14 protein-coding genes, 1 pseudogene and 1 other annotated feature are annotated in these 25204 nt (G+C 44.4%); of the genes and pseudogenes, 10 read left to right on the top strand and 5 right to left on the bottom strand.

Features of this window, described 5'->3' with window-relative positions; all coding sequences use genetic code 11:
* The first annotated feature begins 31 nt into the window (after window positions 1–31).
* Entirely contained in the window at window positions 32–2200 is a 2169-nt protein-coding gene (bglX, locus tag NYE35_RS25390; protein WP_076273627.1) for a beta-glucosidase BglX, read from the top strand.
* A gap of 46 nt (window positions 2201–2246) precedes the next feature.
* Complete coding sequence (locus tag NYE35_RS25385) at window positions 2247–5591, top strand: GH36-type glycosyl hydrolase domain-containing protein (protein WP_076273628.1); 3345 nt, start codon at window positions 2247–2249, stop codon at window positions 5589–5591.
* A 62-nt stretch (window positions 5592–5653) separates the two neighbouring features.
* On the opposite strand, the gene NYE35_RS25380 is transcribed toward NYE35_RS25385, so the two are convergent.
* Window positions 5654–7519, bottom strand: a complete 1866-nt coding sequence (locus tag NYE35_RS25380; protein ID WP_076273629.1) for an arginine--tRNA ligase — start codon at window positions 7517–7519, stop codon at window positions 5654–5656.
* A 40-nt stretch (window positions 7520–7559) separates the two neighbouring features.
* Window positions 7560–7778, bottom strand: a binding site (T-box leader).
* Between the two features lie 272 nt (window positions 7779–8050).
* Between NYE35_RS25380 and NYE35_RS25375 the strand changes: the two genes are divergently transcribed.
* Window positions 8051–8404: a hypothetical protein gene (locus NYE35_RS25375; RefSeq protein WP_076101005.1), complete on the top strand. Its 354-nt coding sequence runs from the start codon at window positions 8051–8053 to the stop codon at window positions 8402–8404.
* A gap of 493 nt (window positions 8405–8897) precedes the next feature.
* Window positions 8898–10526, top strand: a complete 1629-nt coding sequence (locus NYE35_RS25370; protein ID WP_341122204.1) for a hypothetical protein — start codon at window positions 8898–8900, stop codon at window positions 10524–10526.
* 119 nt (window positions 10527–10645) lie between these two features.
* Here NYE35_RS25370 and NYE35_RS25365 read toward each other — a convergent pair.
* Window positions 10646–10807: pseudogene (locus NYE35_RS25365) on the bottom strand (transposase); the annotation flags it as partial.
* Window positions 10806–12332, bottom strand: coding sequence for a glycosyltransferase (locus tag NYE35_RS25360; protein ID WP_076106023.1), 1527 nt, complete (start codon window positions 12330–12332; stop codon window positions 10806–10808). The gene NYE35_RS25360 and the pseudogene NYE35_RS25365, both read right to left, overlap by 2 nt.
* A gap of 136 nt (window positions 12333–12468) precedes the next feature.
* Between NYE35_RS25360 and NYE35_RS25355 the strand changes: the two genes are divergently transcribed.
* From NYE35_RS25355 to NYE35_RS25345, 3 genes are read left to right on the top strand one after another with little or no spacing between them, the layout of a single operon-like run.
* Entirely contained in the window at window positions 12469–13329 is an 861-nt protein-coding gene (locus NYE35_RS25355; RefSeq protein ID WP_076148215.1) for a glycosyltransferase family 2 protein, read from the top strand.
* A gap of 37 nt (window positions 13330–13366) precedes the next feature.
* Complete coding sequence (locus tag NYE35_RS25350; RefSeq protein WP_341122203.1) at window positions 13367–14503, top strand: DegT/DnrJ/EryC1/StrS family aminotransferase; 1137 nt, start codon at window positions 13367–13369, stop codon at window positions 14501–14503.
* A complete protein-coding gene (locus NYE35_RS25345) occupies window positions 14500–15153 on the top strand; it encodes an acetyltransferase (protein ID WP_076099425.1) in 654 nt (217 codons plus the stop codon). Before NYE35_RS25350 ends, NYE35_RS25345 begins: the two co-directional genes overlap by 4 nt.
* A gap of 138 nt (window positions 15154–15291) precedes the next feature.
* Here NYE35_RS25345 and NYE35_RS25340 read toward each other — a convergent pair whose 3' ends face one another.
* Window positions 15292–16830, bottom strand: coding sequence for a class I SAM-dependent methyltransferase (locus NYE35_RS25340; protein WP_341122202.1), 1539 nt, complete (start codon window positions 16828–16830; stop codon window positions 15292–15294).
* 570 nt (window positions 16831–17400) lie between these two features.
* Here NYE35_RS25340 and NYE35_RS25335 point away from each other — a divergent pair.
* From NYE35_RS25335 to NYE35_RS25325, 3 genes are all read left to right on the top strand, one after another.
* A complete protein-coding gene (locus NYE35_RS25335) occupies window positions 17401–17760 on the top strand; it encodes a hypothetical protein (RefSeq protein ID WP_076099427.1) in 360 nt (119 codons plus the stop codon).
* A gap of 45 nt (window positions 17761–17805) precedes the next feature.
* Window positions 17806–19851 carry a collagen-like protein gene (locus NYE35_RS25330; protein WP_341122201.1) on the top strand — a complete coding sequence of 682 codons (2046 nt, stop codon included), beginning with the start codon at window positions 17806–17808 and terminating at the stop codon, window positions 19849–19851.
* A 431-nt stretch (window positions 19852–20282) separates the two neighbouring features.
* On the top strand, window positions 20283–21755 hold the full coding sequence (locus NYE35_RS25325; RefSeq protein ID WP_341122200.1) for an exosporium glycoprotein BclB-related protein: 1473 nt from the start codon (window positions 20283–20285) through the stop codon (window positions 21753–21755).
* A gap of 73 nt (window positions 21756–21828) precedes the next feature.
* On the opposite strand, the gene NYE35_RS25320 is transcribed toward NYE35_RS25325, so the two are convergent.
* Window positions 21829–25173: a DEAD/DEAH box helicase gene (locus NYE35_RS25320; RefSeq protein WP_341122199.1), complete on the bottom strand. Its 3345-nt coding sequence runs from the start codon at window positions 25171–25173 to the stop codon at window positions 21829–21831.
* Between the last annotated feature and the right edge of the window lie 31 nt (window positions 25174–25204).

The raw sequence follows: 25204 nt of genomic DNA, 5'->3' as shown, positions 1-25204 counted from the left end.
ATCGGCAGAATTGAACAATGGAGGATTTGAAATGAATGAGCAGCAACTGACTACCTTGTTGAACCAGATGACGCTTGAAGAAAAGATTGCACAATTGCAGCAGCTAGCCGCTAATTTCTATGAAGGGGCAGAGGATGGAGGACAAATCACTGGCCCTATGGCATCGATGGGAATTACGGTCCACATGATCGAGAGCAGCGGCTCTGTACTTGGTCTATCAGGTGCAGCGCAAGTCATTGCGGTTCAGGAAGCCCATTTACGCAAAAATAGATTGGGCATTCCCTTGCTGATGATGGCGGATATTGTGCATGGCTTCAAGACGATTTTTCCGGTCCCGCTGGCAATTGGCTGCTCTTGGGATATGGATCGCGCAGAGCTGAGCGCCGAGATTGCGGCTAAAGAAGCGGCAGTCTCCGGTGTGCACGTTACTTATGCGCCAATGGCGGATCTTGTACGGGACCCACGTTGGGGAAGAGTAATGGAATCTACAGGAGAAGATCCATATTTGAATGGTAGGTTTGCCCGTGCGTTTGTGCGCGGATTTCAAGGAAGCGACTTGACTGGTGATGTGGATCGTCTGGCGGCTTGTATCAAGCACTTTGCTGCCTATGGTCTATCCGAAGGCGGTCGTGATTATAATACGGTGGATTTATCGGAACGGCAGCTGCGTGAATATTATCTGCCAGCCTATCGTGCAGCACTGGATGAAGGTGCAGAAATGGTCATGACTTCATTTAATACGATTGATGGGATTCCGATAAGCGGCAACGTCAAGCTGCTTCGCCAGCTGCTTCGTGAAGAATGGGGATTTGATGGCGTATTGATTTCGGATTGGGGTGCAGTGAAGGAACTGATCCCACATGGTGTCGCTGAGGATGAGGCTGAGGCAGCACTTAAAGCCATCAAAGCTGGTGTAGACATCGAGATGATGACGGCTTGTTACGTTCATCAGCTTCCGGCGCTTGTTGCAGATGGACAAGTAGATGAAAAGATTATTGATGAAGCTGTGCTTCGTATTTTGAAATTGAAGCAAAGATTGGGCTTGTTCGAGCATCCGTTCCGCGGAGCTGACGTCGAGAAAGAGCGTGAGGTAATCTTCTGTGAAGATCATCGAAATGCGGCGCGTGAGTTGGCGGCTAAATCCTGCGTACTGCTCAAGAATGATCAGGTTCTGCCGCTTGCTGCAGAGCAACGGATTGCGCTAATTGGACCGTTTGCTACTAGCGGAGATATTCTTGGACCGTGGTCGTGGTTGGGTTCAACGGAAGAGGCAAGCCGTCTTGCACCGGCACTTCAAGCTCGCGCAGGTGCGGGTAAGATTACTGTTGCAGAAGGTTCTGGAGTCGATAGCTTTACAGAGGAACAGTGGCTGGAGGCGGAAGCGGCTGCTAAGCAAGCTGATGTGATTGTACTGGCGCTTGGTGAACATTCAGAGATGAGTGGAGAAGCGGGCAGCCGTTCAGATATCCGTTTGCCGGAAGCGCAGCTTGAGCTTTTACAACGTCTGAAACAGCTGAATAAGCCTATCGTGGTGGTGTTGTTTAATGGACGTCCACTAGACTTGGCCGGTGTGTACGAGCATGCAGATGCTATTCTGGAAGCGTGGTTCCCTGGCAGTGAAGGCGGAGCGGCAATTGCCAGTCTACTTTATGGAGATGAGAATCCTTCAGGAAGATTAACGATGTCTTTCCCGGTATCCGTTGGGCAGATTCCAGTCTATTACAATCATTTCAACACTGGACGCCCCTTACATGCTCCGGGTGCCGACAAACGTTATGTCTCGCAATATCTGGATATTCCTAATGAGCCGCTTTTGCCATTTGGTTTTGGATTGAGCTATACGACATTTAGCTATAGTGAACCAATTCTGTCCGGTGAAATCATGACTGAAAATCAGCCTATTGAAATAAAAGTTACGGTGACCAATACTGGAGAAGTAGATGGGGAAGAGGTAGTGCAGCTGTATATCCGAGACATTTCCGGAGAAGTCGTCAGACCGATGAAGGAACTGAAGGATTTTGCCAAGATCAACCTCTCACCAGGGGAAAGTCGTGAAGTGACCTTTACCCTTACCGAACAGCAGCTTCGTTACTATCATAGCGATCTAAGCTTTAGCAGCGATCCGGGACGATTTAAATTATTCGTCGGTTCGAACAGCAATGAGGTTAAAGAACGGGATTTTTGCTTAACATTAGCATAAGTAGAATATATACGGCAGTAACGCCGTAATGGAGGAAGTGTATAATATGACTACTAATTTGAATACTAACATCCGTTTAAACGCCGGGGATCTATCCTTCACTTTTACAAACAGCGGGGACTTGTTCCAAGTCCTCTACGAACGGACAATGATCAATCAATTGCTGCCAAGCATTGTGGATGGTTCATTATCCAATCTATATTTGCGAGTGCACAATGATGGAAACATTCAAGCCATTCCTTTGCTTGGCATTCATTCTTCAAGCACTGTACGTAAGGCTGGAAACCGTTTGGTTTGGGAAGGTACTGCGGAAAATATAGAATATCAAGTTATTTTCACCCCTACTGCAGGAGGAGCTTGGTTCTGGGATGTGAAGCTTACTGGACAAAATGCAGAGGTAGATCTCGTGTACGGACAGGATGTAGGGATTGCTGATATCGCCGCTGTCCGCAGTAATGAAGCTTACCTGTCACAGTATATCGATCATGCGGTATTTGAGGATCAATCCAACGGGTACGTTGTTTGCTCTAGACAGAATCAGCCGCAGGGCGGGAAATTCCCATATCTGCAACAGGGTTCACTTACCAAGGCAACAAGCTTCTCAACAGACGGTTTTCAATTCTTTGGACTGTCCTATAAAGAAACCAATCAACCAGAGAGCTTGGGTCGTGAGCAATTAAGTAATGAGATCTATCAATATGAATTCGCATATACTGCGCTGCAATCGGAACGGGTGAAGCTGAGCGGTGAAACACGGTTTGTGTTCTACGGATTGTTTAAGCAAGATCATCCAGAAGCGATCACTGCGCTAGAATTTGCTAATGATATTGCTGCGGCTTGGGATGCTGTTAAAGATTTACCTTTAGAAGCTGAAGCAGCACTTGAACGTTCTTTCTTCTCGAAGGAGCTGGGAGCACCGCTGGCTGCAGATTCGCTGACAGAGAAAGAGATCGGGGTCTTGTTTCCGGTTCGTTATCAGGAGGAGAGAGAAGGAGACACACTACTTTCCTTTTTCACGGAGAATTATGAGCACGTAGTATTAAAAGAGAAAGAAATGCGCGTAGAACGGCCACACGGCCATATCCTGATGAGTGGGGATAACGCTCGACTTAATGATAAGGTCATCACAACAACTTCTTATATGTACGGGATCTTTAACTCCCAAGTGGTAATTGGAAATACCAATTTCAACAAGCTAATGTCCAATCCAAGAAATGCGCTTAACATTCCAAAAGCTTCAGGACAACGCATTTATGTAGAGTGGAACGGTGAATATCGTTTGCTGACTATGCCTTCTCTATTTGAGGTTGGTTTCAACTATGCTCGTTGGTATTACAGAACAGATGGTGAATGCTTCATTATTACGAACTACACCACCGAAGATTCGCCAGAGATATTCCTGAATGTGCGTTCGGAAAGCGGACGAGCTTATCGTTATTTAGTCACTAATCAAATCACCATGAACGTTAATGAATACGAGCTTCCATATCAATCCAAGCAAGAAGGTGGAGCAGTAATCTTCTCGGCTGACAGAAGCGCACTAAGTGCTGGTGAATATCCTGACTTACAGTATAAATTACAGGTGCAGGGTGCGGAGTTAACTCTGCAGGATGAAGGTAGACTTGTCTCTCCTGTTCAACCAACTGAAGCACCGTTAGCAGTACTGGAGCTGTCTGCCAGCAGTGAATGGACCTTGAATATTCAAGGCCTTCTGGATGGTAAGTCACTTGCTCCAAGAAATCGTTCAGCTGAGGAAGAGATTTCTGCTTATCGCGCATTTTATGCTGGTGTGATGAATGGCTTCCGCCTGACGCTTGGGGACGGAACAGAGGGTGAACTGTTTAAGGTTAACGCTCTGACTTGGTGGTACACACATAACATGCTGGTTCACTATTCGGTTCCACATGGTTTAGAGCAATATGGTGGCGCTGCTTGGGGAACACGGGATGTATGTCAGGGGCCTGTGGAATATTTCATGGCTACGCAAAAATACGAACAGGTTCGTGAAATTTTGCTGACGCTGTACAGTCATCAATATGAAGATGATGGCAACTGGCCACAGTGGTTCATGTTTGATAAATACACGAAGATACAACAAGAAGAAAGTCATGGAGATATTATTGTATGGCCGCTTAAGGTGCTTGGAGACTACTTGGCAGTAACTCAGGATTACAGCATCTTGGGAGCAACAGTACCGTATACCCGTAAGCACAGCTTTGACTTTACAGAAGAAAAAGCGACGTTGCTGGATCACGCACGGAAGGAAATTGCTTATATTAAGGATCATTTCCTGCATGACACACATCTGTCTTCTTACGGTGATGGAGACTGGGATGATACGCTCCAGCCTGCAAATCCACAGCTGAAGCAGTATATGGTTAGCAGCTGGACAGTAGCGCTTACCTATCAGACACTTAATCAGTTCTCAGAGGTACTTCGTTCAGTTGATCAAGCTGAGGCAGAGGAGCTGAAGGCGATGGTGGAAGGAATCCGTAAGGATTTCCATACTCATATGCTTCAATCCGAAGTGATTCCTGGCTTCCTGTATATGGAGGACCCTGAGCAGATTAAGCTTATGGTGCACCCAAGTGACACAGAAACAGGTATTCAGTACCGTCTGCTGCCAATGACGCGCAGTATGATCAGTGAGCTGCTTACTCCGGAACAGGCCGAAGCACACTATGATGTCATTCAGGATAAACTATTCTGTCCTGACGGTGTACGTCTGATGAATCGTCCAGCTCAATATGTTGGCGGGGTCAGCACTCATTTCAAACGTGCGGAGCAAGCGGCTAACTTTGGCCGGGAAATTGGACTTCAATATGTGCATGCACATATCCGTTATGTAGAGGCTATGGCCAAGCTCGGTAAAACTGATCAGGTCTGGAAGGGTCTGGCAGCGATTAATCCGATCGGAATCCGCGATGTGGTGCCAAACGCTGAACTACGTCAAGCTAACTCCTATTTCAGTAGCTCGGATGGTAAATTTAACACCCGTTATGAGGCACAGGAGAATTTCGATAAACTGCGCAATGGTGACGTAGCTGTTAAAGGTGGCTGGAGAATCTATTCCAGCGGTCCTGGGATCTATATGAACCAGTTAATCTCGAATGCACTGGGGATCCGTACGGAAGGTGGAGACTTAATTGTTGACCCTATCCTGCCAGAATCGCTGGATGGAATGCATTTTAGCTTTGAATATGCAGGCACTAAGGTAGATTTTATCTATCACCTTACAGGTCGTGAGATCAGTCGAATTACTATCAACGGTACGGAAGTGCAAACAGAAGGTACACCTAACCGCTATCGTAACGGTGGTGTTCGCATCAAACGTGCGGACTTTGATCGTCTCAGCACGGAAGCTGGAAATGTGATAGAGATTTATAAGTAACATTATATATAGAAGGGCAATCTCCGCGTTAAGCGCGGAAATTGCCCTTTTTTTTGTATCTTCTACATTCGATTCGGTGTCGGTAACCCAAGCACTTCGAGCACATCTCCCAGGGTATCCTTGAATCTTGAAGTAAGCCAGAGGCGGAATTCGATCGTAGCTGGATCACCTTTTAGAATCGGACATACAGAATAGAAGTTGTTGAACAGTGTAGCTAAGGTATGTGCGTAAGTGCAGAGCGTATTTGGCGTTAACTCTATACTTGCTGAATGTAATATCTCTGGCCAGAGACTTAGCTGTCTTAGCAGCGCAAGCTCTGCTTTTTCCAATTCGGAAGGGAACTGAAGCTGTGCGGCAGCTGTAAGGACTGGGATCGTAGCTTTACTCAAAACACTTGTCGCACGCGCAAAAGTATACATCAGATAAACTCCGGTATTGCCGGATATTTCGGTAGCCTGTTTGAAATCAAACACGATTTCCGTTCCCAAATTAAACCGTAGCAGATAGTAGCGAATCGCAGCAGTGGCAATCAATCGGCTGGAGAGGCCGTCTTTATCGGAACGTGAGTGCTCAATGTTCTGTTCCATAAGCTCCACCAGATCGCTTACCTTAATCCCGATTCCCTGGCGTCCGGACATAGCATAAGAAGTTTTGCCTTCTGAAATATCTATACCCAGCTCGGCCGCCGAGGCGGGACTAAGAGATACAACACCATAACTCACATGATGGAGTTTGTCTGCTTGCTCGTTATAACCTAGTGCCCCTAAGGCTTGCTTAACCATCTGTTGTGGATATTCCTGTCTGTAATCGATCACATTGATGACTCTGTCCGCCTGCCCATAAGATTCTTGGGTTCCAGTTAATCCAGTTGTCCATAAACCGGACGAGAATTCGCTATAGGAGAAATCTTTGGTCAAAAGACCAAATTTCCAGAGATGATAGGCAATATCTTTGGCTGTATACGTTAAAATCCCATTCGAACGCACCAGCACCTTATCGAGATGATGCTCCTCTGAATCCGCTCCAATGTTAGCCTCTGTTCCTTGCTTCAGCACCCAGCAGCCTGCGAGTTTACCTTCAGTCTCTTGTACAAAAACGGCTGTCTGCTTCAGTAGCTCAGCTGCGGCTGCCCAAAATCCCTCTTTTAAAATACTGCTCTCCCATACCAGCAAATCATAATAAATCCCAAAATGTTTCATTTCCTCTACATGCTCTCTAACGATGCGTTCAGCTACAAGGTTGCCCAGCCAGGCTTCGTTACCGCCCCCTTGTTCAAGTGAGTGGAGTATATCTGTGCGCTTGTGTGTCATCTCTGGGTTCAGCGCATATTCTTTGTTCACTTTGGCATAAAGATCCCAGCAAAAATCACCGAAACGTGGGTGTTCCCCTTCTAAAGGTATATTTAATAATCCAACAACTGTATCCGCCAGCTGATTGCCGAGATCATCAATGTAGTTATGAACCTCTACGTTATACCCAGTTCTTTTCATAATTCTGACTAGAGTATCGCCGATACAGGCGTTTCTTAGATGACCTACGTGAGCGGCTTTGTTGGGGTTGATAGAAGTGTGCTCGATAATGACTTTTTCCCCAGTGCTGGCAGGCAGTTCAAAGGAATGTTCAGCCCAGCTTTGCCAATTCATATACAAATTGATAAATCCGGGAGCAGCGACTTCAACTTTTTGTAAAAGACCGGCGAAGCGCCCTTGGAATTGAAGTTCTGCTTTCACTAATTCTGCTATGACCATTGGGGATTTTCGTAAAGTTTTGGCTAGCTGCATAGCGATATTGCATGAATAATCACCATGTTCTAGATTTGCTGGCTGTTCGATCAGAACGGCAATGTCCTCTGGATAGTCAGCTCCTAAGGTATTGAATACACGTTGTACACTGTGCTCGATTCCGTCTTTGATGATTTGATTTAACATGGTATACCCTCCTTTGAAAATACAAAAAAGCCCTCGTCTCAAAAGAGACGAGGGCTTTAGCGCTCGCGGTACCACTCTCGTTGCTGAACAAGTTGTTCAGCCACCTTACGGGATAACGGCCTTCAGCCGGGACTTCCTACTAAGGTTCAGAAGTCCATCTCACGGGTGCGCTTCATTAAAGGGATCTGTACCGGCTTACACTCTCCCGGCTCGCTGAGGACTAGATCTCGTTAACTACTCTCCCGCTCATCGATGCTTGAATAATTTTTATCAGTATAACTAATATTTCGAAAAAAGCAAGGGTGGTGGAGCTAATCCCAATTTCCTTGAGCATCTTGCAGGGATTTAGAAGTCTCAAAAACTATCAAATCATAGCTAAATCAATATAAAATTTTTGGGCATTCAAACAATCAAATGAAACCAATCATTAATACAATACAAGGGGAATTATTAACCTTTTCCCAATTTTAAATTTTGTATTTTTTTAATCTGAATTTTTGAAAAATACTTAATAAAGGAGGGAATAGCTCAATGGCAGTATTATCAACAGGACCCATTGCAAATGATCCTGTTAGTGGTGTCAGAACAATTAAAACGGTTATTATCAAAATTGTAAACCGTGATTCTATCAATTTTTCTTCTGTTCATATTCAAGGTTACAAATTAAACAGTCTCAGAACACTCTACGTACTAGAAGAAATATCTATTGCACCCAATGAAGTTATTACGAGAAATTTTGGAGCAGACTTTGATGCATATGAATTCGTGTTCACCACAGACGGTTTTGCTGAAATAAGCACTGAGATTTCAGTTTGGGGGAGAAACGAAAGTGGTGCAATTATCGATGTTCAACGAGTTGTTGCAGAGGAGCAGTCAGAAACATAAATTCAACATATATGCAGGGTAATAACCACATTCTTAATAGATAGTTGAAACATATTATAAAAAAGAGCAGTTTAACAAGAAATCTTGATTAACTGTATTTTCCAGAAAGGAGGGAGTGCCGTAATGGCAGTACTATCAACAGGACCTATTGCTAATGATCCGGTTAGTGGTGTTAGGTCCACTCAAACCGTGTTAATCAAACTGGATAATCGTGATCCTGTAAATTTTTCTAATGTTGTTATCGAGGGCTTTCATTTAAATGGTACCAGAATATTATATGTACAAGAATTAGTAACCATAGGTCCTAATGAAGTATTATCTAGAAGCTATTTCGCTAATTTCGATGCAATAGAGTTTGTCTTTACCATAAGTGGACCAGCTGAGAATGAAACACAAATTTCTGTATGGGGTAAAAATGCTGCTGGGGAATTCGTGCCTGCCCATCGATTAGTCTCTGATGAACTTTTAGGAACCGAGATCGCAGGCCCTCAGGGTGATACTGGACCGCAAGGAGACCAAGGACCTCAAGGGCCTCAAGGGGACCAAGGACCGCAAGGTGATCAAGGACCTCAAGGCGTACAAGGACCGCAAGGTGATCAAGGACCGCAAGGTGACCAAGGACTTCAAGGGGACCAAGGACCGCAAGGAGACCAAGGACCGCAAGGTGTACAAGGACCTCAAGGGGACCAAGGACCTCAAGGCGTTCAAGGACTTCAAGGAGTTCAAGGCGTTCAAGGGCCGCAAGGTGTTCAAGGCCCTCAGGGTGATACTGGACCTCAAGGGGACCAAGGACCACAAGGTGATCAAGGACCTCAAGGCGTACAAGGACCGCAAGGTGATCAAGGACCACAGGGTGATCAAGGACCGCAAGGAGACCAAGGACCGCAAGGTGATCAAGGACCTCAAGGCGTACAAGGACCGCAAGGTGATCAAGGACCGCAAGGTGATCAAGGACCACAAGGTGAGCAAGGACCGCAAGGAGACCAAGGACCGCAAGGTGATCAAGGACCACAGGGAGATCAAGGACCACAGGGTGATCAAGGACCTCAAGGCGTACAAGGACCGCAAGGTGATCAAGGACCGCAAGGTGATCAAGGACCACAAGGTGATCAAGGACCTCAAGGCGTACAAGGACCACAAGGTGATCAAGGACCGCAAGGAGACCAAGGACCGCAAGGTGATCAAGGACCTCAGGGCGTACAAGGACCTCAAGGCGTACAAGGACCACAAGGTGATCAAGGACCACAAGGTGATCAAGGGCCTCAAGGCGTACAAGGACCACAAGGTGATCAAGGACCTCAAGGCGTACAAGGACCGCAAGGAGATCAAGGACCTCAAGGCGTACAAGGACCGCAAGGAGATCAAGGACCTCAAGGCGTACAAGGACCACAAGGAGATCAAGGACCTCAAGGCGTACAAGGACCACAAGGTGATCAAGGACCTCAAGGCGTACAAGGACCACAAGGTGATCAAGGACCTCAAGGTGATCAAGGACCACAAGGAGATCAAGGACCTCAAGGCGTACAAGGACCACAAGGAGATCAAGGACCGCAAGGAGATCAAGGACCGCAAGGTGATCAAGGACCTCAAGGCGTACAAGGACCACAAGGTGATCAAGGACCTCAAGGCGTACAAGGACCGCAAGGTGATCAAGGACCTCAAGGCGTACAAGGACCGCAAGGTGATCAAGGACCTCAAGGCGTACAAGGACCACAAGGTGATCAAGGACCTCAAGGCGTACAAGGACCACAAGGTGATCAAGGACCACAAGGTGATCAAGGACCACAAGGTGATCAAGGACCACAAGGCGTACAAGGACCGCAAGGTGATCAAGGACCTCAAGGCGCACAAGGACCGCAAGGAGATCAAGGACCTCAAGGCGTACAAGGACCGCAAGGTGATCAAGGACCTCAAGGCGTACAAGGACCACAGGGTGATCAAGGACCTCAAGGCGTACAAGGACCACAAGGTGATCAAGGGCCTCAAGGCGTACAAGGACCACAAGGAGATCAAGGACCACAAGGCGTACAAGGACCACAGGGTGATCAAGGACCTCAAGGCGTACAAGGACCACAAGGAGATCAAGGACCTCAAGGACCTACAGTGTTATAATAGATCCTGAGGGATTCAAGTTAATGGTGTACTTTAATGGGGCTGTCCCAAAAGTATCTTTGGAATAACCTAAGTGCCAAACATTACTGAAATACGAATGGACGAAGGAGCTAAGCGGTTTGTAGATGCTTAGCTCCTTCGTGTTTTTTTTGCGTTCACTGAAGCCTTCTTTAGTAGATTGTGGGCAAGAGAAAGCCACCCGACTTCTATACTTACTTTTGGTAAGCGACGAAGTAGGAATCTCTTAAAACCACGGTTATTCTTTATATCGCCAAACACAGGCTCCGGCTTACGGTAATACAACCACCTTTTCCTTACACGAAGCAATGTATTTGGCATATTGTATACAAGTTTCGAGTGAATCCTTTTGCTGCATCGGCCACCATCGTATGGCACCGGTAGGAGCTTTAGAGGCATAGATTTCAACTTCCTCCGGAATTCTTCCAACAACCACTATCTCTGTGTTCTTAAAATTGTTTTCAACAGCCCTTTGGAGTGTTTTCATTAATTGGATGTGCTCTTTAGGACAACTATATGGAATCGGAAACAGTATTGAGTAACGGGAAGAATCCTCATGAATCACATGCGCAGATTTCCGGGCAGGATCATTAACGGAGGTCTCCCATATGCGGTTATACGGTATTTTTTCCGGTAAATCAAGCTCGATTAATCTCATTGTAATTCTTTGATTGTATGCTCTCATTAATTGCCGAACCAGAATTTGAATCTGTTTATTCCTTAAAAAAGTGGTATTATTCCCATGTTCATTGCGATATTGGATGTATAACAAATCAGGGATCTGTACAATTTTAGTACAAAGAAATGTACGTACCAGCATGTCGTAATCATCTGCTACCAATAATTCATCTCGATGTCCTCCGATTAGATGGTAGCAATCTCTTGTCCAAGCACGAGGGTGATTAGGCAAACCGACAAGGTGAGAAATGGTCTTCCCGTTAATAGTTGTATGTTTCTGAGCATTTTGCCACCGGTTCATGTCATGCAGCCAGACCCGGTAATGAATACTGTAACCAAAGCCGCAGTCCCAACCGTACCAATGCGCATAGTTACTTTCTGCAAACACCTCGGCACAATCCCCATATACAAACCCACAATCTGGATTTTGCTTAAACGCACTGACGATTTTCTCAAGGCATTCAGCTGTCAGCTCATCATCATGATCGACTTCTACTAATATTTCTCCTCTGCATAGCCCTGCAGCATACCTTTTATTTGCCCCGATATAACCATTACGTGAGTCTTGACGATATCTGCGAACACGATAGTCATTTAGTGGAAGTAAATATTGTCTATATGTCTCATCATCATCACCGGAATCATCTACGATTACCCATTCCCAATTTGTATATGTCTGTTTCAATAAGGATTGATAAGGCCGATCAATTTTCTCTTTGGATCTGTAGGCGGCAGTAAATACGGATATTAAGGGTGTGCCTGATGAAAAACGAGTTGGAGGAATCATCCGATTCTCTGGGAGAGGGTCTGTAGCTTTGAGCCAGCAGAAAAATAAATGTTCAGGCTGAATTTCGTTAGGTGAATGAAAGTGCAACCAGCGTTTTTTTTCATGCTTAGGCAATTCAATAAGAGCACTAAACGCGCCCCAACCCTCACCCAAAGAAATATAGATGTGAGGTCCTTGGAAAAAAGTCTCTTGTAAAGGATGGCCTGCTGCATACTGATTTACGGTAATATGGCTTTCTTCCATTCTCTCTACAAACCTTTCAAGCTCTTTCTTTAACACCGTATCAGCTACAAAAAGATGAGCTGTCAATAATGGAGTGAAATCGAGTGACATGAACATTCCCCTTTACTAGTTGTGAAGACATTTTTATCATCATTTCGATGCCTCATTAATATATATATGGGAGTGTTTATGTGTATGTTAGCAAATGAAAAAAATCCACATTGCCGAATTAGAAAGGTGGATTCATGTGAAATACCCTTTAGTGAGTGTAGTAATACCTGCTTATAACCGACCGCATACGCTTCAAATCGCCATTGATAGTGTACTCGAACAGACCTATCCGAATATAGAAATCGTCATCTGTGATGATAGCTCGAATAATAATGTACAAGAGATGCTAGTTCCCTATTTAAATGCGTTTCCTCAAATAAAATATTTCAAAAATGAACAAAATCTTTTTCTTGAAAATTGGCATAAGTGCTATAACTTGGCATCCGGGGAATATATCAATTACTTAATGGATGATGATGTATTTCATAAAGAAAAAATTGCAAAGATGATCTGCTATTTTCGAGAATTTGAAAACATTACGCTGGTTACCTCATACCGACAAACGATTAATGAATCAGGTGTAATTATCCCTCCTCTCTATGCAACGAATAGGTTATATCAAGAAACAAGGATCATGGACGGTAAGCAGCTTGCAAATATTGCATTAAGTCGTTGCTTAAATGTAATAGGTGAACCTACAACGGTATTATTCAAAAAAGCCGATCTTATCGATCGATTTGGAGTGTATTCAGGAAAACAGTATTCTCTTCTCAATGATTTAGCCTCTTGGTTAAACTTACTATCCAAAGGAAAAGCAGTGTATATTCCAGAACCTCTAAGCTATTTCCGCATACATCCTAATCAAAATAATCAAACACTTGGTCCTAATGTATTCTCTGAATGGTTGGATATTATTATCGCCGCTAGAGATGATGGATTTCTAGAGACAAAAGATTTATATAAAGCTGCACTCCATTCTTATCTTAATCGTGTAAAAGATCATCATCAATTTTTTAATGATATCAAGCGAATTGAAATGATATTAACCACCTTATAGTTAGATTTAATTGTTACAAATGAAGGAGGGTCCGTTCATGTTTGAAATCCCCTTTTTACGACCTAACTTAGTAAAAAAAGAACAATTTCTTACTTACTATGAGAAAATTGAGGCAACCCGAATCTATTCTAATTATGGACCCTTAAACGACCTATTTGAAGAACGTGTCATTACGGAAATGTTCGGAGGAACCGGTTCGGCTGTGACCGTTCATAATGCTACTGTCGGACTTATGGTAGCAATTTCTCAATCCAAGCGCTCCAAAGGAAAATATGCAATTATGCCAAGCTTCACTTTTGCTGCCACCCCCCTTGCCGCACAATGGTGTGGACTTGAACCTTATTTCCTAGACATTGAACCGGACAATTTACAAATGAATAGGGAGCAATTAGAACATACCGTCAAACAGCTTGGAGATGAGGTTGCGGTTATTGTTCCTTATGCCACATTTGGTACAGCCATAGATTTATCGTTATATAATAGGCTAATGCAGCAAGGTGTTCCAGTAGTTATTGATGCTGCTTCTAGTTTTGGCACTAAAACCTTAGAGGAGGCCACTCATTTTGGCAAAGGCTTCGGAGGAGCGGTAGTGTTCAGCTTTCATGCCACCAAATCATTCGGAATTGGAGAAGGTGGATTGGTCTACAGTATGGACCAGGAGCTTATTAAGCGAATACGTCAAGCAGGGAATTTTGGCTTCTCCAGCAACAGAGAGTCCGTTATCCAAGGGTTAAACAGTAAGATGTCGGAGTACACCGCAGCTATTGCCTTAGCTACTCTAGATCAATTCCCCTCCATACAGGAGAATCGAAAGGCAATTTATGAAATGTATCTTCAAGAACTGGACAAAGAAGGTTTATTTGAACAAGGCTGGTCCATGCATAAATCACAAGGATCTGTTGTTCATCAATTTATTTCTATCCTCAGTCCGGAGTCCCAAAGCAACAGTGAAGTAGTCGAAAGGTTATCCTCTAACTCCATTGAAGCCAGAACCTACTTTTCTCCGGCATGTCATCAACAAAAGCAATTCCAAGGTTATCCCAGAGCATCCGTGAAGGTTACCGAATATACCGCCAAACACATTGTCAGCTTACCCTTGTGGGAGGAACTGGATGAGGTTAAGATTCGAAGAATTACTAAATTTCTTGGAAACTTGGGAGAAGCTAACCGATGAGAAAACTAGTCATTTGGGGATCTGGTGGTCATGCCAGAGAGATTAACTGGTTATGCGAAGAATTAGACGTTCAGGTAATGGGATTTTTAGACGAACGACCTGAGTTCAAAGGCCGGATTGTCGATGGCGTTCCCGTTCTGGGAACTTTGGTTGATATTGAGCTATTAAAAAACGAGGTAGAGCTAGTATGCGCCGGGGTGGGTGATACGAGTTTGAAAAAAAGATTCGTTCATGAAACCATCCAATCAGGATTCCGTATTGCATCCCCTTTGATACATCCCCATGTTCGAATCTCTCAAAGTAACATCATCGGAGAAGGAAGTATGATCTTTCAAGGGGCTATCTTATCTGGAAATATCAGGATCGGCCAGCATGTTATTATTAACCAAGGCGTTAGTCTCAGTCATGATGTAATAATTAGTGATTTCGTAACTATATCTCCTGGTGTTAATGTAGCCGGTAATGTAACCATTGATGAAGGCGCTTATATTGGTATCGCTGCTTCGGTCCGTGAGAAACGCCATATTGGTTGTTGGTCTACGATTGGTGGAGGAGCGTTTGTCAAAGACGACGTTCCCGATTTTACTTTGGCTGCTGGTATCCCTGCAGTCGTTAAGAAAAGATTTAACTCAACTTATTATGAACCTTAGGGGCGTTTGAGCTTCTCGGACAAATTTCTCACGATACAATCGATCCGGTGATGTGCACCTGAATGTGTTTCATAGGCATATCTCTTAGATTTGAGATATGCCTATGGTCATATCACTGGTTTAAAGTGTTAGGTAGATTCAAAGATATCTTGGTAGTTGATTTTTCACTTTAGTAAACTCTTCATCATAAAGAAAATCTAAAAGCTGGTTACATTTATCTACACTTTCAATTAGATATTTCTTCTTCTCAAATTGATTAAATGTCTTATTTCCAGTCCAAATCCCATCATCGTGCTTTCTATAAACGGTCATAGGTTTATTAATATAACCGATGTCTCCAAACTGAGAATAGAATATATTTAATATCCAATCCCCAACAAAGGAGGAGGTAAATAGATCATCTGGGATTTGATTCAGGTGGCTCGCATCGTAAAAACAACAGGAGATATTTCCGATTATATTAGACTGAATGATATCTACAGTAGTATAAATCTCTTTAGTTTTAGCGTACTGTAAGGGATGAGGTCCAAATACACCTTGGTTCTCCCAATATAAAATAATACTATCAAACGAAAGTGCACATTCTGGATGGCTTCCTAAGAAGTCTATGTGCTCTTGCAGCCTATGTTCTTCATTCCAATAATCATCACCATCGATTAATGCTAAAAAGTCACTCCCGTGGCAAGCTTCCAATAGGCGTTGTAAATTCTTAACCATTCCCACATTTTCTTCACCCTTTAAGAATACAAGGTTTACTCCATTAGGAATCGGAGAGCTTTTAATAAACGACTCGATATACTCGGCTGTTTTGTCTGTCGATTTATCGTCACAGATAACGATTTTTAAATTAAAGTCACCTTTTTGAGTCACTATAGATTGAAGACATTGTAGAATATATTTTTCATGGTTATATGCAAGAACACCTACGTTAACCGTAGGTTTCTTTTTTTGTATTTGTTGTTCAATATTACGAAGCTTAGTATAAAGACTTTTTAGCTTTTTTGAGGTTAAATTTGCAAGGTCTACATTTTTTTGAGTTTTTTCTTTTTTCATTAGAATTCCATAATACATCGTTTCGAATAAAACAATATAATCCTGTTTAATATCGTCATAGCATTGTCTTACTGAATCCCAATGGATATCATCAAAAACAATGAATCCCCCGTCTTTAATAAGCGGAGCATAATTGGTGAGATCCTCAAGAACATGCTTATATTCATGATTGCCATCTATATGGAGCATATCAATTTCGATATGTTGTAAATCTATAACAGCTTCGGATGAGGTTTTTCTGATTAATTCAATTACATTTTTAAGTCCAAATGCTTCTCGCTTTAAAATAAAATTTATATATAGATCTTCGAAATTTAATTTTTCAACAAAGTGATTTACTTGATCTCTTAAGTTTTCATCAATATTGTATTGCATGGCTTCACTGAGCTCATAGGGGTCTATTCCATAAGCAGTTCCAGTATTATCTTTAATAGCTTGTGATACAGAAAAGATACTTCTTCCTTTATAAACACCAATCTCCACATAATTCTTAAGGTCGAATTTCTTGATTAAGTATGCCATAACATAACATTTATTCAGAGGGCTCCCCCCTCCAAAATCATGTAAGGAAGAATCAGTTTGTATTTCCATAATTCTTTGAAACAAACTATTCCTGTTAATCATTATTTACCCCCTCATGATCCAGACAATTGTTGTACAACCTGTCTAGCTTCACCAACCTGAGCAGTACACCTTTTTATAGGTGAGCTACACATTTTTTAGAAGTTTTTTGGAAAGATGTACTTCAAAAGAATTTATCTAATTATTCTATTCCGTCTGAGGATTTTTGTGACATGAAAATTAATATAAGTGAAGAATAGCTCTGAAGACATGTTCTGGTTTAGCTATAAGGCACATCTTTTGATTGATTGCAAAAGTCAGTATATCTTAACAGCGCTGCTTTCTTCCGGCAACGTTGTAAGGATAGCGATACAATAACAGTGGATTTTGAGCTTGCTTGTCTAATGTATACAGCATGTAAATTAACAGTTTAGTAGATTGCGGGTATAGGAAATGAGTTCTTCAATAAAAAAATCTGACAATTCTATGTAAAAACGTCCACACGTAACTTTAAGCTACGAATATTTCTGTATAGAGCTGTATAGAGCAGTATATAGCTAATCATTTCGAATCATAGAACTAATGTTGCCGTACTAAACTTTCAATTTGTAATAGAGGGGAGGAACAAAAAAGATGGCAATATATACAACAGGACCTATAGATAACAGTTCTTTTATGGGAGTTAGAGAGACACAAATCGTAACAGTGAACATAGTAAATCGCGATGCTATCAATCCTTATAACCTTGTAATTCAAGGTTTTGTATTAGATGTAGTAAGAACGATGTATGTGAATGAAACAGTAAATCTAGCACCCAATCAAGTCTTAACTAAGAACTATTTTGCCGACTTAGACGCATTTGAATTTGTGTTTACAACAGTAGAAGAAGTTGAAGCAGAGATTGGGATTTCAGTCTGGGGAAAACAGAATTCCGGAGCATTGGTAGATCCTCATCGCATAGTTGCATGGGAGAAGCAGGCAGTATTAATTTAATAATTCTTTTAGTGAAACAGTTAACGTTAAAGGAGTGATGAGGAATTGAGTTATTTATCTACCGGACCGATAGACAATAGTATGGTAGGGGGTGTAAGACCTACTCAACATGTTACTGTCAAAATTGATAACCGAAGTGACGTTGATTCATCAATGGCTCTTGTTCAAGGATACTATATGGATGGGACAAGAACTTTATATGTAAGTGAACTGGTAAATGTAGCACCTAATGAAGTCATAACACGTGATTATTATGCTGATTTTGAAGCGTTCGAATTTATATTTACAACTACAAGTCTGGAAGATGATCCGATTCAAATCTCAGTCTGGGGAAAAAATAGCGTTGGCCAAATCGTGACTGCTCATCGACTTGTGCATACAGAGTTACTTGGTGCAACGCAAGGTATAACTGGCGCGACAGGAGCAGATGGAGCAACTGGGGCGACTGGTGCAACTGGAGCGGATGGAGCAAGGGGAGCTACCGGGGCAGGAGTGACAGGAGCAACTGGAGCCGATGGAGTAACAGGTGCGACTGGTGCAACTGGAGCGGATGGAGTAACGGGTGCTACAGGAGCAGGAGAGACCGGAGCTACAGGAGCAGATGGAGCAACTGGAGCGACTGGAGCAACGGGAGCGGCTGGAGTAACAGGTGTGACTGGAGCAGGAGAGACCGGAGCTACAGGAGCAGATGGAGCAACTGGAGCAACGGGTGCTACAGGAGCCACCGGAGCAGGAGTGACTGGAGCAACTGGAGGCGATGGAGCAACTGGTGCGACTGGAGCAACAGGAGCGGCTGGAGCAACAGGAGCAGATGGAGCAACTGGTGGGACTGGAGCAACTGGAGCGGATGGAGCAACGGGAGCGACCGGGGCAGGAGTGACTGGAGCTACAGGAGCAGACGGAGCAACTGGTGGGACTGGAGCGACTGGAGCGGATGGAGTAACGGGAGCGACCGGGGCAGGAGAGACAGGGGCAACAGGAGCTGATGGAGCAACTGGCGCGACTGGTGCAACGGGAGCGACTGGAGCAGGAGAGACTGGAGCAACAGGAGCGGCCGGAGTAACGGGAGCGGCCGGAGTAACAGGTGTAACGGGGGCAACAGGAGCAACCGGGGCAGGAGTGACTGGAGCAACGGGAGCGGCTGGAGCAACGGGAGCGGCTGGAGTAACAGGTGCGACTGGAGCAACAGGAGCAGATGGAGCAAGGGGAGCAACCGGGGCAGGAGTGACTGGAGCAACAGGAGCCGATGGAGTAACAGGTGCAACAGGGGCGACCGGAGCAGGAGAGACCGGAGCAACGGGGGTAACAGGAGCGACCGGAGCAGATGGAGCAACTGGCGCAACGGGTGCTACAGGAGCAAATGGAGCAACGGGAGTGTCTGGAGCAACAGGAGCAGATGGAGCAACAGGTGCGACTGGTGCAAATGGAGCAACGGGAGTGTCTGGAGCAACAGGTGCGACTGGAGCAACTGGGGTAGCAGGGGCAACCGGAGTAACCGGAGCAACAGGAGTAGCTGGAGTGACCGGGGTAACAGGTGTAACTGGAGAAACTGGAGCAACGGGGATAGCAGGGGCAACAGGAGCAACAGGAGCAACCGGACCGAACGTTCAAGCTGAGGGATTTTCTGCACGTCTGTCATCTTTGGCAGTTGCTACTTCTTCTCAACTTACGGGATGGACTGTGACTTCTCCTTCTTTTACTAGTCCGTCCTTCAATCCAGTTTCGGGTAATTACACAGTTCCAACAACAGGCAGATATTCTATTGAAGCGACCATCAGCTATTCCACAACGGCTGCGCTTTCGATAAGTCTTGGGGCAGGAGTCAATCCTGCTTTCGTAGTTCAGAGAACTACCCCTATAGCAACAAACTTAATAACTGGTTTGTTCCCTATACTGGACGTGAATGTTGCGCTTGTATTGAGTTTAAGAGCAATATTAGGAAGCGGAACAGTAACGCTAGCTGGAGAATTTTCACTGACGACTGGGGATGTTATTGGATTGTTCTATGTAGCGAATGGCTTGACCTTAAATTTGAATCTGGGTGGTGCCAACACATCAGGGATTGTATGGTCTATTCATGAATTAACTTAAATTATCTCTAAGTTAGATGTATACAATAGGGGTAACTCGGTAGCTATTAGTATGGCTTTCCGGGTTATCTCTATTTTTGCTAAGGATATGTCGCGAGTCGACTGGAGCGAAAAAATGTTTTTTAGAATTATATCTTACTGTACTACCATTATGAAAATTCAAGCGACTTCAATGTTTCTAAAATATATTGGTAGTTTTTAAATGGATGTCCACACCTTAATTCAAAATAAGAATAATACTATAAAGAGCCAAAAAATATGAACTGATTTGTAGGCTCATAGATTATCAACTTAGAGCAGGTGGGAGGAATGATTATAGATAAAACCCTAGTTTATACGAAACTCTTGAGGATAGTTTTGTTCAGGTGAGTTGATTTTCGAAATTCAAATAATACGAGTATTATAATTTCATAAAAAATGAGGTGTTGAAAATTGAGTCAACTATCTACTGGTCCCATAGAAAATAATCTGGTAGGCGGCGTAAGACCTACTCAGCTTATTACTCTTAAAATTGTTAATCAGAGCGATGACACTCCGTCAACGGTTCAAGTCGAAGGTTATTATATGAATGGGACAAGAACTTTATATGTAAGTGAGCTGGTTAATGTAGCTCCTAATCAAGTAATTACTAATGACTATTATGCAAACTTTGATTCATTTGAATTTTTATTCACAACACCTACTATGATTGATGATCCCATTCAAATTTCAGTTTGGGGAAAAAGCAGCACAGGCCAACTAGTGACTGCTCATCGCCTTGTCTACTCTGAATTATATGGAGAAAATATAGGAATTACAGGTGCTACTGGGGCTACAGGGAGCGTTGGTGCAACGGGAGCAACAGGTGCTGGCGTAACCGGAGCGACAGGAAGCGTCGGAGCAACGGGAGCAACAGGAAGTGCTGGAGCAACGGGAGCAACAGGTGCTGGCGTAACCGGAGCAACAGGTGCTGGCGTAACGGGAGCGACAGGAAGTACTGGAGCAACGGGAGCAATAGGAAGCGCTGGAGCAACGGGAGCAACAGGAACTGCCGGCGTAACGGGAGCGACAGGAAGTGCTGGTGTAACCGGAGCGACAGGAACCGCTGGAGCAACCGGAGCAACAGGAACCGCTGGAGCAACGGGAGCGACAGGAAGTGCAGGGGCAACGGGAGCGACAGGAAGTGCAGGAGCAACGGGAGCAACAGGAACCGCTGGAGCAACGGGAGCGACAGGAAGTGCTGGCGTAACGGGAGCGACAGGAAGTGCAGGTGTAACCGGAGCGACAGGAACCGCTGGAGCAACGGGAGCGACAGGAAGTGCTGGCGTAACGGGAGCGACAGGTGCTGGCGTAACGGGAGCGACAGGAAGTGCTGGTGTAACCGGAGCAACAGGTGCTGCTGGCGCAGGCGCAATCATTCCATATTCTTCTGGACTTCCAGTTGCTATGACCACTGTATTAGGGGGTCTTTTGAATACTTCAAGTGCAGTTGGTTTTGGTAGCAGTGCGACCAATATCAGTATTACAGGCGGTACTATAGATCTTACTGGAGCGGCTGGAACCTTGCTGAACTTTGCATTCTCAGTTCCTAGAACAGGAACGCTTACGTCTATGGCAGCCTATTTCAGTGCGACATCTTCCGTTAGTTTGGTGGGTTCTACGGTAACAATCACGGCTCAATTATACAGATCTACTACACCTAACAATACCTTCACAGCAGTACCTGGGGCTTTAGTTACGTTAAGTCCTCCGCTTACAGGATTAATTGCTCTTGGAACTATTAGCAGTGGTAATACCACAGGCTTAAGCATTCCTGTAACTGTGGGAGAACGCTTGTTGTTGGTCTTCACTTCGACGGTCACGGCTGGCATTGACGTTGCAACTACTGTTGCTGGCTACGCTAGTGCAGGAGTTACAATTGCATAATCTGAAGAAAAGGGATATCCCGATAGCCATAGAGGCTGCAGGATATCCCTGATTTTTTCTCAAACATTGTTATTTAGATCATCAGAATCTCCCGGATGTCTTGCTCTGTGAGGGTAGACAAGCTTTCCTGACCTGGCTGGATGACCTCATCGATCAAGTTCTTTTTCTTCTGCTGCAGCTCATACATCTTGTCCTCTACGGTGCCTTGGGTGACGAGACGAATTACTTGTACTACATTTTTCTGTCCGATCCGGTGAGCCCGATCCGCTGCTTGCTGCTCGACGGCAGGGTTCCACCATAAATCGTAAAGGATTACAGTATCTGCCCCAGTTAAGTTGAGCCCGGTCCCGCCGGCCTTTAAGGAGATTAAGAAAATATCCCGCTCTCCTTCATTAAATTTATTACATAAATCTACTCGTTGAGAAACAGGCGTTTGACCATCTAAATAAAAGTATGGAATGCCCTGATATCCTAGTTCACGCCCAATCAGGCCCAGCATCTCTGTGAATTGTGAGAATACTAACATACGTTTACCCGAACTGCGACATTCTTCTATGATTTCGAGCAGCTGCTCGAATTTAGCAGACCTTCCTTCATATCCATCGACAAAAAGAGCAGGGTGGCAGCACAACTGGCGCAGACGAGTTAGTCCCGCCAGAACTTTGATCCGATTATTATTGCCGAAACTATCTTGGGTCAAATGCTTAAGCGCCTCTTTTTTCAAACGGGCAAGATAAGCTACATATAACTTTTTTTGCTCCGGCAGCAGTTCACATGCTTGTACGGACTCAATTTTGTCCGGAAGTTCCTTTAACACATCACTCTTTAAGCGCCGCAGCAAAAAGGGACGCGCCCGCTTCGCAACCGTTTCTCTTGGTAAATCGTGAAAAGCTTTTTTGCCTGGAAATAACCCAGGGAACACGGTGCCGAAAATGGACCATAAATCTTCCAACGCATTCTCCACAGGAGTACCCGTAAGTGCAAAACGGTGCCGGGCTTGAAGCGCCATTACAGCTTGGGCTGTCTGTGTAGTATGGTTTTTTATAGTTTGTGCTTCATCGAGAATCAGGGTATGAAAAGACTTTTTGGCATACAACTGAACATCTCTGCGGAGCAGCGGATAAGAGGTGATGATTACATCAGCTTTTGCTGTATTTTTTAAAATCCGCCCGCGCTCAATTAGACTACCGTCTGCAATGACAGCTTTGATCTCTGGCGTGAATTTTTTAAGCTCATTAAGCCAGTTATAAGTGAGAGACGCAGGAGCGACAATTAGGGCAGGCAGCCCATTCTGGCGGATCTCTGGAAGTTCTGACAGTAGAAAAGCGATACTTTGCAGCGTTTTGCCTAACCCCATATCATCCGCCAAAATACCACCAAAACGGTAATGGGCCAACGTCTTCAGCCACTGAAACCCATACTGTTGATAATCCCTTAGCACAGGAACCAGACTGTCAGGTATAGGGAAATCAAGATTCTCAGGATTCCGCATGTTCGCAAGTAACCTTTTAAAGGATCTGCCCAGCTTAATGGAGTCACTCTTAGCATCCGTGGAGGTCAAATGTAACCCACGAACAACGGGCAGAGAAAACTCCACCCCTTTGATCTCACCTTCCCGGATGCCTATATCATTCATAAAGGTAATGATTTCTTGAAGCTCCTCGCTCTCCAGCGGTAGCAGGGCTCCATCAGGCAAGCGGTAGTATCTGCGTTTTTCCTGCAGGGATTTCAGAACCATAACAATCTCAGCTTCTGGAATCCCGCCCATATCGAATTTAAAATCAAGCCAGTCCGTCTTTTCATTCCAACTAATGCTCACCTTTGGGGGTGTAGTGCTCGTGAACAGTCTTGCTTTGACTGCGGAGGTCGCATAAACCGAAAGTAGCGGTTCCAGCAGCGGAATGGTATGGTACAAAAAATCGTATTCGCCCTCTTCGTCTGTCATAATAAATCCGCCTTCGGTTTTAGCGAAAGATTCGTGCTCCATCAGCTCCAGAATGCGAGCTTCCCCCTCCCCGTCTCGTAAAAGAATCAAATTCGTCCCGCGAACATGGGCTTTTTCATCTAAAGGGTTGATCACAATGTCACCATATTGGAACTCTAGTCCGGCGAGCAGCCGATCTCTTACACGATCCAGATAAAGTCTCGCGATAAGCCTATGTTGAACAATCCGATCCGCAATGGAGTCGGCGATATGGACGTTGCCCAGCTTTTTCAGACCAGGAATAACCTTGTCCATAAAAGACTCCATTTGCTCGGGGGCAATATCGATACCATTTCGGCGGGAGGAATCCAGCATTTTTTTCATTTCAGCAAGGCGTATACATTCTTGAGGGGATAGCTTCAGCAACTTACTTTCCGATAGTACCATCCCGTAATCTTCTAAGACCGAAATCTGCTCAAGTCCTTGAATATCCAGATGATATCCATCCTCTTCTGCCTGTTCAAATTCAAAGCTGAGTGGAGGCGCCTCATTAGACACATGGATGCCTTCGTATAGCATCTCTTCTTGTTGCAAAAATACCGAAGAGACCTCTGAAAGCGCAGGCTGAAGTGACTCCCAGAAAAAAGGAGGGACGGCCAGTAACCGATCTCCCCCAATACTCCCCCCATAAGGTGAGTAAGGAGTGACGTTGTCTCGGTACATTTTTTCATTTAATACAATATCAATCAGCTTCTGTAGAACAACATTATCTTCCTTCCGAAAGCTGTAAATGGCAGGATCATAGATAAAATGTTTCGAGAACTCAAAGGATTCTCCGCGGTGTACGCTTTCTAGAAATCCCCTTATTTTCTGAACAATATATAGACGTTTTGGACCGACTTTCATTTCTATACCAAGCATGGTGTGACTGTAACTATAAGTAAAGGGCTTGCATGTAAACTCTATATTTAGAGGAAGTCTGTTATCTACAAAAGCCCCCGTACCGCTAGGACGCGGTGTATGGTTGCTGAACATCCCCAGCAGGCTGCTCACGAGCTGTTGATCTCTGGACTTTCCCCCATTGTCTTGCGCAGTATCTGTAAAAATACGTGGGGTTAGAATCTCAGTATCTTCTATAGAAGACAGGTGCGAAGCTCCGGTAAGCTCTGAACGATCTCGGCCAGTTTTAAGGGCGTCAACGTTGATCAGCACAGCCGCGATATGTTTACAGAATGGCCCCCCATGGGAGTAGGCTGGACAATTACACTCTGCCTGGACATCCCCATCAATATCAATGACCACCATAACTTCATAGTCGATCGCCCCCTGAACAATGGCTTCATATCGAGAGCGGGGCAAATCTGGAATGGAGACATTGTATTCTTCAACTTCAATTATATCGACACTTTCAGTTTGGTAATAAGCTAATCCTTTTTCAAAAATAGACTTGCCGCACAGCAGTTTGATTACCCGTTCTGATACACTAAAGCCCATAACATAATTCCTTCCTCATAACTTGATCTCG

The sequence above is a fragment of the Paenibacillus sp. FSL L8-0494 genome, from assembly GCF_038003695.1.
GTDB classification, from domain to species: Bacteria; Bacillota; Bacilli; order Paenibacillales; family Paenibacillaceae; genus Paenibacillus_AQ; species Paenibacillus_AQ odorifer.
This window is presented reverse-complemented; position numbering and strand designations above follow the sequence as displayed.